The sequence below is a fragment of the Capsulimonas sp. genome (genome assembly GCF_039929585.1).
Classification (GTDB): Bacteria; Armatimonadota; Armatimonadia; order Armatimonadales; family Capsulimonadaceae; genus Capsulimonas.
In genome coordinates, this window is record NZ_JBDSQY010000244.1 from 21,345 (window position 1) to 34,339 (window position 12,995).

The window sequence follows — 12,995 nt, forward strand, 5'->3', positions numbered from 1 at the left end:
CGGTCTCCTCATGTTCCAATCGTTCCTCAAGTTTACAGCAGCGCCAGCGGGCGCAGCGGCCCCCGAGGCGAAATCGGGGCGTTGGCGGCGTTTTGCGGCGCCTCGCCAAGTTCATAGCGGCGGATATTTTCGGCGAGCGCGGTCGCGAGCGCCGCGCACGCGGTGTCCGTGATGCCGGCGACATGCGGCGTAGCGATCACGTTGCACTGAAGCAGCGGATGGTTCGGATCGACGGGTTCTTCCCAGAATACGTCGAGACCGGCCCCGGCCAGATGACCACTGTTCAGGGCTTCCGCAAGCGCCTCGTCGTCCACCAGCCCTCCGCGACCGACATTGATCAAATACGAACCCGGCTTGAAGTGCGATAGCGTATCTCGATTGATCAGGCAGCGCAGCTCCGGACGGTACGGCGTGCAGAGGATCACATAATCTGATTGTTCCAGAATTGCCGGCAAATCTTCCATGCCGTGCACGCTTTCCACGCCGGCGTCCTCGGGGGCGCCCAGCTCCGGCTGGCGGCGAATGGCGAGCACACGCATCTGAAACGACTTCAGACGGCGCGCGGTCTCCACGCCGATCGCGCCCAGGCCGATGATGCAAACCGTCTTTTTCAGCAGCGAGCGGCCCGACGGTTCGGAAACGAGTCGCGCATTTAAAGCGCCCTTCATCTCGGGCAGCCTTCGGGACAGGGCGAGCATGAACATCACGGCGTGCTCGGCGACGCTGTCGGCGTTGCCGAACTCGCCGGCGGGAACGTTCGCGACCCAGACCCCGTTCTCCGTGGCGGCCGGAATATCAACGCCGTCCAGTCCGCGCCCAAACTGATGGATCATCCCGAACCGGCCCGCCTCCATTACCTCTCGGTCGATGATCGAGACGCCGGGAACAAGTACATCCACATCCACCAGCGATTCTTTAATCTCGCTCGCGCGGCAGCTCAGCACGTTGTGTCCCGGAAGCGCATCGCTCAGCGCGCGGCGTCCGGTACTGAAACCGTCGGAGCAAAATAGGATATTCATCGTATTCTTTCTGACGCCCGGCGCCCCATTATTCGCCGCATGTGGATGAGTCCTGCTCCAGCCGGGGCTGGTAGAACACGACGCCTTTTTCGCGCAGCAGATTGTACAGTCTGCGAATGTGCTCCCGGTCCTGTGTCTCCACAACACACAGCACCTGCACCGCCGACACGTCGCCGCCTGCAAAAGCGCGCTCGTGCGTGATCTCCTTGACGCTGGCGCCCGAGGACGCCACCAAGGCCGTAAATTCGGACAGCCCGCCCGGCTTATCGCTGATCGAGGCTGTAAACCGGCATAAGCGTCCGTCCGCGACAAGTCCCTTTTCGATCACACGGCAGAGCACGCTGGGATCGATATTGCCGCCGCACAGCGTCAGCACCACTTTTTTCCCAAGGATCCACGGGATTTTCTGAGCGAGACACGCCGCGAGCGGCGCCGATCCCGCGCCCTCCACAACGGCCTTTTCCAGCTCCGCGAGGCGCAGGATCGCCAGCGCCAGCTCATCTTCGGTCACGCTCACGACTTCATCCACGAGATGGCGCGCGATCTCGAACGGCAGGGCGCCCAGCTCCGGGACCGCCAGGCCGTCGGCTACCGTCGCCTTGGAAGGGACCGCGACGGTATGGCCCGCCGCCATCGCAGCGGCGAACGAGGGGGAGTTGACCGGCTCCACCCCGATGATCCGCACTTCCGGCCGAAGGGTCTTGACTGCCAGCGCGATCCCGGCGATCAGCCCGGCCCCGCCGATGGGAACGACGATAGCGTCAACGTCCGGGACTTGCTCCAAAATCTCCAGACCCATCGTTCCCTGACCGGCGACGATTGCGGCGTCATCGAACCCAGGGACATAGGTTTTGCCCTCGGTCCGCGACATCTCCATCGCCTTGTCCCGCGCCTGGGTGAAGTCGTCGCCAAATAAAATTACGTTCGCGCCCAGCCGGCGGCACGTGCTGACTTTGACCAGCGGCGCGAACTTCGGCATCACGACATTGACCGTGATCCCGAGCAGCTGTCCATGGTAGGCGAGGCCAAGGGCATGATTGCCCGCCGACGCGGCCACCACGCCCAGCACGCGCTGCTCCGGGGTGAGCTGCATCAGGGCATTGCGCGCACCGCGTTCTTTGAAGCTGCCGGTCCGCTGCAAATAATCGAGTTTACAGTAGATATCGGCGCCCGTCACTTCTGAAAGTGGGACGGAGTGTGGGCATGGCGAGTAATACACGGCGCCCGCGATCCGCGCGCGCGCTTCAATAATATCTTCAAAGACCACGGTCTTCGCGGGCGCCTCGTTCATCGTTTGCTATCTTTCACTTGCGAATTCTTACTCGGCGCAAGCGGCCGGCTGACAAGCTTTGTGACGGCCTTCGCCGCGGTCCGTCCGACGATTTCGTAGCCGGCGTCCGTCAAATGCGTATGATCTCGCGGATGGAAATAGCGGCTGTCAAACTCGGCGCCCGGTGCTCCAAAGCGTGGATCGGCCTGAATATCGACCACACCGTCGGCGAACTGCCGCCAGTTCCTTCGGACCAGACCGGCGTACCGAACAAACGCCGCGTCCAGATCCGGCTTGAAGCCCTCATCCATTTTTCCCGACATTGGCAGGGTGACCACTAAAATCTTCCAGGGATGCGCGGCCTTCCGCGCCTTGCAGTACGCTTCCATCTTCGCGAATGTCGTTTCCGCACTTTGATGGTAGCCGTTCAGGTTATTGGTGCCCGCCAGAATAATCAGCACGTTCTCGGAAAGCTTTGGATCGTAAAGCGAATCGACCTCGCCCGGCGCGGCCTTGTCGAGCTGATCGATCGTCCAGCCCGGATGCCCCACGTTCGTCACCTTCCAGCCATCGCCAAGCTTCGCAGCAAGTGTGGCCTCGTACGTCGTCCCGGTGGCCGTATACTGCCCCTTGGAAGCATTCTGGCCTGACGAAATACTCGCGCCGTGACACACAATCTGGGACGTGGACTGAGCCGACGCCCACCCACTTGCACAAACGAAACTCGCCGCCGACAGCATCGCCATTGCGACAATCGCATTTATTTTCATCATGGAAACAGTTTACCGCTGGGAACGCCGCGTCGGCGACATTCCCGGCAGGAGGCGAACACGAGACGGCGCCGCTTCCGCCGCGTTCGTCTCAGCGACGTCCCGCCGGCGCAGTTTGGAAGGCGCGCCGCGCTTGCTCTGGCGCAGCTGCGGGGTCTCGTCATACTGAGGCGCTCCACCAGATCGGTCCAGCCGAGGCAATTCGATGACGACAAAAGGGCGAGGTTGATTAGGGCCGGTCATGACGCATTCCTTATACCGATGGAAAAAACGGCGTCGGCGGCAATGGCGACAAAGATCGTTCTTGTTCGCTTACATTGTACTGGGGGGACTTCAAGAAACGGTCAAAGAACTTTGACCATTGCCTGCAAGTTCTCTCAAAGACATCACAGCATCTTTACAGTTGCCGCTTAAGCCTGAATCTAGGTCAGAGACGTATGTATGGGAGATATAAAAAAAGCCCGGCAAAATGCCGGGCGTAATAATTTTAAAAAACCCTCTGTTGTCTTAACAAACGGGCCCACTTTAGACGAATCAGTGGTGGCCAAAATAACGGACACCGCCCAGCCCTACGTGTTCTTTAGTGGTCGGATCCGTTCCTTCCAAATAAATGGATGGGATGTTTTGATTGTTGATCCGCGCCTCCTCACCAGGAGTGGAGTAGATGATCGTCTCATCCATATTATCCAAACAGTTGAGGACATTTTGATGCGGAAATCCACTGAAACCCAATTGCAGTGTTCGGATGAGGTCCGTCATCAAAGAAAGCCCTAACGCCGCCTGAGCACTGTTATCAAGGGTCGAGACCGGAATACGCGCCGCCAATCCCTCGTTTTTGAGCTGCGGCTGAATCGCTAACAGCAGGTAATTGTTTGCCGCTTGTTTTATTTGCGTTGGTAGTTCCTGTGCGTGCATCAAAGCCTGGATATCCGGAGTCGCGACAGCATCTGAGTTTGGCTGTCCGTCATCCGTCGGTTTAGCGGCGTTTACGCTTGACTTGTCAGGACTCGGCGCATCACCATCCATATGCAGGGCGCGCAGATAGGAGACGGGAATGGCGGCCCATATTGCCGTGTCCATTTCCTTCAGGCTGCGTGGGGCGTTGATGTGATGCGGCTTTAACCGAGCCTTCTCCCAGGTGGTTGCTTGCAGCAGGTCAAGCCTGTAGAGTACAGACAAGGCGTCCAAGATTGACATCGAGTCCACATTATCAATTCCTGCGACCGTGACAGGCTTATCCTCCAGCACTTCGTCTACCCCCGGCGCTTTTTCCTTCACCGGCTTGAGATCGGCGACGATACTCCCCAGAGTTGTCGCTTTCGAAGGGTTGGGATCGGCGGTCGTCGGTATATCTCGAAGCATGCTGGGCTGTTTTTGGTTCAGCGGCGTCTGACTTTCCGTCAATGGAAGCAGCACGAGAGAGGAACCGCCAATCAGGTTGGGAACCTCCATGAAGAGTCCGGAGTAACCCTGCTTATCTTTGGCCGTGACTGTGGACTTGTGGGCGTAATGTAAATGAGAAATCGCATCCTGCACCTTCAAAGAAGGCATCTGAACGTATTGGAAAAGGAAGAATTTCTGAATGAGGGCCTGCTGCGTGGGGGATAAGCTTCCGTAGGATAACTTCTTATTTTGCACCGCCTCCAACTGTGCTGGAGAGAGTGATTGAAAAAAACTGTAGACGACATCCCGTTCCCCGTTAGGTCTACTGGCATAGACAGAAGTGGCGAGTTTGGGACTGAACGTGTTCAGGATCGTGGACAAGGTATCGGCCGCCTGTCGGCACTCCTTCAGCGTGACGCACGGCAGATCCTGGCTCTTCGTATAACGCTTCGTGAGGACAAAGACATCGCCACGGCGCTGCGAATTGTAATCATAGGCGCCGGCGATCTTAGAAACGACCTCGTCGAGAGGCGCCTCCGTCTTTAGGTCGGGGATGGCGGCGCCGGTAAGCTTGGGCGCCAGTGGGGCGCCCTCCGCGACAAACGCCACATGTGCTTGTTTCGCCAGCGCATCCAGTGCGTTTTGGAATTGCCCTGATTCCCCAGGAGACAAATGAACGAAGGGCGCTGTCGGAGGCTCAGCGAAGGTAGGCGGGATTCGCACAAGTGAGTTCGCGAAAGCGACGATGACAATCATTGCGATCACAGGAACTGAGTTTGGCCGGTTCAGCATATCATTCCACTTTCGATTCAGAGACAACTCTGAAATACTACAGCCGGAACACACATGTGGGATGTTTATTATTTGTCCACATGATAACGTGAATTAGGGAGTGGGAGCGTTGAGGGTAATACATGGCCAAAATTGAAGTTCCGATCGCCGAAGTGAATGCCTAAACGGTAAAGTTTATTTACTGATTTGGCCCGTGGCTTTATGGCTTACTACACAATGTCATGGCGCATCGATACATGATGAGCGTAGCGACAGTTGCACAGTTATTCTGATCCTGCCGGGAATCCTGCTAATTTCAGCATTTTTTTGTGCTGCGATTCCTCTTATGATTATGAAGTCCATTAATGCCGTAACGGAAGTCTGAGAAACGGTAACCAGAGAATGGACGTCGGGAAGATATCTTCCCGACGTCCGTTCTCTGGTTGGAGACGAAACACTCTCCTTTCACGCCCTTTGAGGGCATGATAGGAGAGCAGAGTTTCATTATTTGTAGAGGTTCGCGGCGAAGCTGAGGACTTCGGCCGCGCGCGTTGGGGTGGGCTCGGCGGCGTTCGCGCCGATCGAGTTGGCGTGAACAAAACAAAAAATCGCCCCTTCTCTGGAAGAGGTTATTTTCCAGAGAAGGGGCGGCAAACAAATTACTAGCCCAGTGCTTACTGACCTGTGGCGTTTCCGGAGGCGTCGCCACCGATAACGGGGGGAGCGCCACCGGCGCCAGCCATTCCCGGCTTAGGCCTGGCGTGCGTCGTCACCGATGTGAAGACTGGCGCAGGCTTACCGCCGGCAGCGCCAGCAGATCCAGATTGGCCGGCGGAAGTCTTATCCGCAGAATTCGAGTCGCTAAAGTCCTGCTTTGCGCACCCGCACGCCGCAGCTCCGATCACGACACAGGCCGACAATAGGGCGATATGTAACTTCACGTTAAATTCCTCTATCCGTAACTTTTTTTACAATCCGCAAGGATTGTCGGGAGCAAACAGACACTGATGGCATCCGGCGGGATCCTTGATGTCGTGAGTGTTGCCGCCACTATCGAGCTGGCCCCCGTCTGGGCTAGTGTAGCCCCACGGATCGTTCTTCGGATTGCCGCTGAGCGGGCTCCACTTGACATGACCATCGGTGAAGCCAAAGTTATCACCGTGTCCATGGACCCATTTGCTGTAAACGGGCCAGTCTCCAGGCCAGATGGTCATATAATCCTTGGCGCCGTTACCGGCGCCGCATGCGCCTCCCGCAGCTGGGACATAAACGCACGGCTGACCAGCTGTTCCACAATCCAAGGCGGGGCTAGCCATTGCGCGTCCCTTCATACCCGACTTGCCCATGCCGGACCAAAGAAGAACCGTGGTGGCCGGTGAAGTGACAGCGGCGTTGGACGAAAACTGAAGTTCGCCGTTGTAGGTGTAGCTGACGACGGTTCGGCCATCAGGATAGCCATACGGGTTCATGTTGCCGGTGATTGAAGGACAGTGGTAAACACCCTCACTTTTGACGTAGGGGTAGATCGTGTTCATCCACATAAGTCCGTCGGTAGTAGGGGCCTTGTTGTAAAACTCCAGACCATAATAGTCTTCGTTTTTCCAACTACCATCGGGAAACTGGACGGAGCCCATGGGGAACGCCTCGTCATTATCCTGTGTGTACTGCAGAACTGCGAGGTTGAGCTGCTTGAAGTTGGAGACGCAGGAGATTTGCCGGGCTTTTTCACGAGCCTGGGCGAAGACGGGGAAGAGAATAGCCGCGAGAATCGCGATAATGGCTATGACGACGAGAAGCTCAATGAGCGTGAAACCGCGAAATTTTCGCTGTGTCATGACGTATCCTTTCGATTGCAAAAGAACGACGTCGGCAGCAATGGCGACGAACGATGGAGTATTGAATTTTGACAATGACGATGGTTAATTCGTGATTGTCGATGCCATTCTACTAGCCGACTCTCAAAAAAACCTCAAAAGAGATTGAGTTTTATATAAAACTTCCCGGATTTAACTGCTTTTTTGTCGTCCCTCCCAATTCTTATGCCATAAAGCATGTGACATCTCATCCTATTTATTTGGTCATGGATTCCAAGGTTTTGCTCGAAATGCATTGAATTGTAATTCATGCAAAAAGAACAATATTAATACGAATATACGGATGTTCGTATGTCTCCTCGAAGATGTTCCATTATACAGAACTTAAATCAAAAAAGCTTCAAAGATTAATTCTGAACCAGGGCGGATTATTTTGGTTCGATCTTCGATCCTGCTCTTGTCACAGTATTAATAGTTTTGGAATTTCGGAACCGCTGCGTGAGGGTAAAAAAGGACTTTCGGCGCAATTCCGGCAGTTTTGCTATACGGGGATTGTGTTCACCCCGATTTGAAAACAGACCGGGGTGAGTGACAGAAGCTCAATAGGGGGTGGTGAATTTGATGGCTTCGTCAAACGCCTGCGTGAGAGTCAGGCGGGCGCCGGCGTTCCAAGCGGCTTCATATGCCTCGTCGCCAAGAGCGGTGCGGGCGAGGTCGAGATCGCGCTCTATCTCGGTGGGATCGGAGGGCTTGAAACTCAGCGCCAGCGCACGGCCCAGGGTCTGCGAAATCGCGAGCAAGCGAACGCCGGCGGCGTAGTCCTGCTCGGCGCAGGCCATATGGCCAAGCTCTTTGACGATGTAAACCAGCAGTCGGCGCTCGCCGACTTCCTGCGCGACCATGACCGATTCCGAGAACATTTCGCGGGCGGCGGCGAACCGACCTTCGATCCGGTGCAGAGTGCCGAGATTGAGCAGGGTCGTGGCGCTTGCCGCGCGTCCGGACAGCTCGCGGCAGATCGCCAGCGACTCCTGAAGCAGCGTGTAAGCCTTCGTGTAGTCCTTCTGATACTGGGAAACCAGGCCCATGTTGTTCAGGACGTGCGCGATCCGGAAGCGATTTTTGGAAGCGCGGAAAATTTCAAGGCTGTCGGAATAGAATTTCCAGGCTTCCGGAAACTCGGCCTGCTCCAGCGCAATGTTCCCAAGGTTCATCAGCGCCTGCGCCACCAGCATTGGATCATCGAGCTTGCGGGACAGTCCCAGGCCTTCTTCTAAATAGACACGCGCTAGATCGCAATCCTCACGCGAGTATGCGAGGGTCGCCAGAACCTGGAGGGTGACGGCCAGGCCGTGATCGTCGCCGATCTCGCGCCATAGACGAAGCGCTTCCTCCATCACCGCGTCGATACCGGCGGAGGCGCCCTGGTTGCGCATCAAGTATCCGCGCCCGGTCAAGGCGTTGGCGCGAACGCGCCGCAGCGCATCGGTCTGGCCTTGCGGCAGCGCCAGCAGCTTTTCCAGCCATTCCTGACCTTCGCCCAGATATCCGCGCGCCTCCCAGAAATACGCCAGCGCACCGGCCAGGCGCAGGCCGATCTCCGCGGACTGGGTGTCCAGCGCCCAGTGCATCGCCGCGCGAAAATTGTCGTGCTCGGCCTCCATGCGCATCAGCCAGGGCGCCTGATCGCCGCCAGCGATCTCCGGTTCCGCCGCTTCCGCGAGCGTCATGAGATATTCGGCGTGCGCGCGGTGCAGATCCTCGCGCGCATCCTCCGGAACCTGCTCGGCGGAGAACTCACGCAGCGTCTCCAGCATTCGATAACGGAACGCGCCGCCTTCTTCCGTCTCGTCGGCCAGGATCAACGAGCGCTCGCGCAGCGTCGTGATAGCTTCCAAAATGACGTGCGCGCTTGTATCGGCGAAGCTGTCGCCGCCGACCGCAGCGGCCGCCGCCAGGGTCCAGCCGCCACGGAAGACGGAAAGACGTCCGAAAAACCGCTGGAGGTCGGGAGGCAGCTGCACGTAACTGTAGTCGAGCGCCGCCCGCAGGCTTTGATGGCGCGGTGCGATATCGACGCTGCGGCTGACCAGCAGCTCAAAGCGACGCGTCAGCTGGGTGAGCATCTGCGCGGGGGTGAGTGTCTGAGCCCAGGCGGCGCAGAGCTCGATCACCAGGGGGATCCCCTCTAGGCGCTCGCAGAGCTGCGCGATCGCGGCCGCGTTCTGCGCGGTCACCCGGAACGCGGGACGGACCGCCTGCGCACGATCGACAAATAGCTGAATGCTGTCGATCTCCATCAGCCGTTCGGGACTGACCGGCATGCTGGTCGTTTTGAAGGAGCCAATGGGCGAGGCGAGGGGCGGCACGGAGATTTCCCGTTCGCCTTCCAGGCCAAGGCGCTGGCGGGAGGTCACGAGAATCGTCAGCGACGGCGCGCGCGACAGCATTTCGCGCACGATCGGCGCGGCGGCTTCCACGAGGTGCTCTAAGTTATCCAGCACCAGAAGGGAGGGCTGCGCGGACAGCGAGGCGATCACTTGATCCAGCACGGGGGCGTCCGCCGACGGAGTCAGGCGCAGGGTTTCCGCGATGGCGCCGGGGATCGAGCGGGCGTCGCTGAGGTCGGCAAGCGGGGCGAACCAGACGGCGCTGGAGAAGTCGGCGGCGACTCGCCCGGCGATCTCCACGGCAAGACGCGTCTTGCCGCCGCCGCCGATCCCGGTCAGGGTCAGCAGCCGCACTTTCCCGGATGTCAAAAGACTTTGCGCCTGCGTGATTTCCGCGTCGCGCCCGAAAAATCGCGTGAGCGGCGACGGCAGCGATGTCTCACGCACCCGCCCTCCGGACCGCACGGACGGGGGCGGCGCGGAGTTCTGAAGAATTTGTTCGACCACGGCCTTCGTGGCGGGGCTGGGCGGCTCGTCCAGCTCCTTAATCAGAATACGCTCCATCTCACGGAAGTGACGCTGCGCGGCGGCCCGCTGGCCGCTGGCCGCGAGGATGCGAATGAGATCGACGTGCAGGTCCTCGGAGATGGGATCGATTTCCAGGCCGCGCCGGGCGTAGTCCAGGGCGCGTTCAAACTGGTGGGATTGCTCGTAGTGCTGGACCAGCCGGCGGCAGGCGCCCGTCACCATATCCAGGAGCCGCTGGCGCTCGGTGATGATCCAGTCTTCGTAGTAGCCGGGAAGCAGGTCGCCCTGGTAGAGGGTCACCGCGCGCTCAAGACGCTCCACGGCTTCCGCCCCGGCCTGGTTCTTGGCGAACAGCAGCGCGGCTTCAAACTCGGCGACATCGGTCACCACCGAAGGGTCCAGCCCCACGGTCTGGCGGTCGGCGCGCAAGATGCTGTTTTTCGCGACGCCTTCCGGCTCCAACTGCGCCCGCAGAGACACCAGGGCCTGCGACAGCCGGTGACGTCCCGCTTCGGACTCGGCGTCCGGCCACAGGAGATCCACCAGTTCTTCGCGCAAGTGACGGCGCTGGGGATAAAACGCGAGGTATGCTAAGAGCGCGGCTGTCTTCTGTGTTTGGAACCGATCGACGGTTTGCGTCCCGGCGCGGGCGCGCAAACCGCCGAACAACTCGATCCGCCAAATATGTGGTTGCGCTGTCGCCATACAGTAGTTTACCCCATGACTGCCCACAACTCCAAACGGCGTGGCGCCAAAGTTACAATCATGAGGACGCGCGTTCGATAGCCTTCGCAAACCGGGGAACAATCGGGCCGGCCGACGTCCATTCCAGCGGATCGACACACATCAGCCGGTCGGTCATCGCTTCATTCCAGGCATGGTACACGACGTAGTCCTGACCTTCGGGAGAAGAGGCGATCGAGAGATGCCCAGGCCCGATCACTTCCCCGGGAATCGAGCGCATAATCTGAGGTCCGCGCTCCCCACCAACCTCCGTCCACGGCCCCAGCACGTGATCGGCGACCAGATAATCCACGCCATACGTCTCATTCTGGTAGCAGCCGCCGGCGTAGAAGCAATAGTACTTGCCGTCCCGCTTGCGCACACACGGCCCCTCCAGCGTGTACCAGTCCTCACGCTTGCCGGCCATCTCACGATTGCGCTCATAACACTGCCACTGCCAATGCGCGCGCATCACAACCGTCGGGTTTCCCTCCAAGGCCGTCATTCCAACCATTTTGTCGACGACTAGCGCCGTCCCGCGAAACGTTGTCTCATCCGAGTCCAGAAAATCCGTCGCGTAGAACAGATACCACTGTCCATCGTCATCTTGGAAGGCGTGCGAATCGATGCAAAACGGGTTCTTCTCGACATCCGTCATCGGAACGCCGGTGTCCACATATGGCCCCTCGGGCGTCTCGCTGACAGCCACCCGGATATGGAACCCCTTCCCATTGCCGCTGGGGTGGTAGTACATGTAGAAGCGCCCGTCATGATAAGCCGTCTCCGGCGCCCAGAACGCCCCGCCCCACTCTTCCTTCGGCGCCATCAGCGCCGTACCCAGCGGCTCCCAGTGGCGCAGATCCACAGACCGCACGATGGGAACCACCCGCCCCGCAGCCGCCTCATCCCCCGTCTCCGCTTTGCCGGTCCCGACGGCATAGTACACGCCGTCATGCCGCCAGCAGAACGGGTCGGCGAGGTAAGTGTCGTAAACGGGATTGTCGAATTCTTGCATTGGGAGCTTTCGTGCTTATTGCGTGTTACTTCTCCCTATTTTACCGCACAAAATCGGCGCATCATCTCACCACGTCATCACGAATTTGTAGTGATCGCGTCCAGCCGCGTGATCGATCACGCGCACGGCCGCCGTAAAGTTATTCTCCTTCGTCGGCTGCTGCGTCACCTGCACATCCCCGCGCCCACTCTTGCCGCTCAGCGACACCGTCGCCGCCCGGTCCACCGGAAGCGCGCCATGGTATTCCACCACGACATTCTCCACCGGCTTCCCTTCCACCTCATCCACCCACGCCTTACCGCCCTGCACATAAACCGTCACGGAATCATCCACATCCCCGCTCCAAGTCACATCATGCCGCGTCGCCGCCGCCACCTGCTGCTTCACCTCCGCTTTCTCCTGCGGCGAACACCCCGCCGTCCCCAGCGCCAGCAGCCCCGCCAGCGCGATTCCGATATAAAATATCCCCTTCATCGCAACAAATCCCCATTTCCGGCGGCTGCGTGAGACGCGCCCCGCCTATGGAGGCTATACCCAATATCCAGGTCGTAATCAAAACAGAAGACGGCCTCGCCGTCGATGGCGAAGCCGTCTTGATACCTTCCACTCGCAAATACCCAATATCTACTTGATTACATAATCATCAGGATGAAACTCCGGATCTTTTGGGTCGAATGCGTCAAAACTTCTGAAGTCTGACCGAACCAATTGATTCGCCACCGTGGTTTTCGTATCAAACGACGGTCCATCTTCTTCGGGTGACATCCACAATCGATGAAATGGCGCTTTAATCGACCACTTCTTTAAGATGAACTTCTCCGATTTGGGGTCATACGTCCCAACAAGAAAGATATTTCGATCATTCTCTCGGGGATATAAAATCGGCCAACTCAATCCTTGAAAAGTCGACAGCGCTTTTTTGTCCGACTGCTCAGGGTCAAGTCGGATCGGGAAATCGACTCCTTCAATCTCAATATATTGGCTATCCCCAGTCGTCTCCTCAAAATGGAAGTGAAAACGCCCATACAACGGTCGCGCGGGCCTTACTATCGACTGGGCAAGCGTTACTGGGTCTCTCTGAGCGTACGCCACTTCAGGCTGCGGTTTAGGTCGCGCTCCGCAACCACATACAGCCGCGATGATCGGTAAGAGAATTATTGAAAATCGTCTGGCTGTCATTGTGTGCCTTAGGACTTGGTCCAATATAAGTGAATCTTGTTAATCCTGAAATGCGGGAGTCTTTTCCGCTTTCGGTGTCGAATATAGCTGCATGATTGACCAAAACGCCATCCGGGCGCGCTTTGAGTGCGTG

General features: G+C 58.2%; 11 protein-coding genes. All 11 read right to left on the reverse strand.

Annotated features, from left to right (window positions below; genetic code table 11):
- Nucleotides 1-32: 32 nt before the first annotated feature.
- The 11 genes from ABIZ35_RS18600 to ABIZ35_RS18650 all read right to left on the reverse strand — a co-directional run bounded on the left by ABIZ35_RS18600 (nucleotide 33) and on the right by ABIZ35_RS18650 (nucleotide 12,862).
- Nucleotides 33-1,019 carry a 2-hydroxyacid dehydrogenase gene (locus tag ABIZ35_RS18600; RefSeq protein ID WP_348221416.1) on the reverse strand — a complete coding sequence of 329 codons (987 nt, stop codon included), beginning with the start codon at nucleotides 1,017-1,019 and terminating at the stop codon, nucleotides 33-35.
- Nucleotides 1,020-1,047: 28 nt separating this feature from the next.
- Nucleotides 1,048-2,310, reverse strand: a complete 1,263-nt coding sequence (gene ilvA, locus ABIZ35_RS18605; protein ID WP_348221417.1) for a threonine ammonia-lyase — start codon at nucleotides 2,308-2,310, stop codon at nucleotides 1,048-1,050.
- Nucleotides 2,307-3,062, reverse strand: coding sequence for an SGNH/GDSL hydrolase family protein (locus tag ABIZ35_RS18610; protein ID WP_348221418.1), 756 nt, complete (start codon nucleotides 3,060-3,062; stop codon nucleotides 2,307-2,309). The genes ilvA and ABIZ35_RS18610 overlap by 4 nt, the downstream gene beginning before the upstream one ends.
- A gap of 9 nt (nucleotides 3,063-3,071) precedes the next feature.
- The gene (locus ABIZ35_RS18615; RefSeq protein WP_348221419.1) at nucleotides 3,072-3,302 is read right to left on the reverse strand and encodes a hypothetical protein; all 231 of its coding nucleotides are present in this window, start codon (nucleotides 3,300-3,302) and stop codon (nucleotides 3,072-3,074) included.
- Nucleotides 3,303-3,593: 291 nt separating this feature from the next.
- Nucleotides 3,594-5,051, reverse strand: coding sequence for a hypothetical protein (locus tag ABIZ35_RS18620; RefSeq protein ID WP_348221420.1), 1,458 nt, complete (start codon nucleotides 5,049-5,051; stop codon nucleotides 3,594-3,596).
- Between the two features lie 836 nt (nucleotides 5,052-5,887).
- On the reverse strand, nucleotides 5,888-6,154 hold the full coding sequence (locus ABIZ35_RS18625) for a hypothetical protein (RefSeq protein WP_348221421.1): 267 nt from the start codon (nucleotides 6,152-6,154) through the stop codon (nucleotides 5,888-5,890).
- A gap of 27 nt (nucleotides 6,155-6,181) precedes the next feature.
- Complete coding sequence (locus ABIZ35_RS18630; protein ID WP_348221422.1) at nucleotides 6,182-7,048, reverse strand: DUF1559 domain-containing protein; 867 nt, start codon at nucleotides 7,046-7,048, stop codon at nucleotides 6,182-6,184.
- A 578-nt stretch (nucleotides 7,049-7,626) separates the two neighbouring features.
- Complete coding sequence (locus ABIZ35_RS18635) at nucleotides 7,627-10,650, reverse strand: tetratricopeptide repeat protein (protein WP_348221423.1); 3,024 nt, start codon at nucleotides 10,648-10,650, stop codon at nucleotides 7,627-7,629.
- A gap of 58 nt (nucleotides 10,651-10,708) precedes the next feature.
- On the reverse strand, nucleotides 10,709-11,683 hold the full coding sequence (locus ABIZ35_RS18640) for a glycoside hydrolase family 43 protein (RefSeq protein ID WP_348221424.1): 975 nt from the start codon (nucleotides 11,681-11,683) through the stop codon (nucleotides 10,709-10,711).
- Nucleotides 11,684-11,749: 66 nt separating this feature from the next.
- Nucleotides 11,750-12,157 carry a hypothetical protein gene (locus ABIZ35_RS18645; RefSeq protein ID WP_348221425.1) on the reverse strand — a complete coding sequence of 136 codons (408 nt, stop codon included), beginning with the start codon at nucleotides 12,155-12,157 and terminating at the stop codon, nucleotides 11,750-11,752.
- 150 nt (nucleotides 12,158-12,307) lie between these two features.
- On the reverse strand, nucleotides 12,308-12,862 hold the full coding sequence (locus tag ABIZ35_RS18650) for a hypothetical protein (RefSeq protein WP_348221426.1): 555 nt from the start codon (nucleotides 12,860-12,862) through the stop codon (nucleotides 12,308-12,310).
- Nucleotides 12,863-12,995 lie beyond the last annotated feature (133 nt).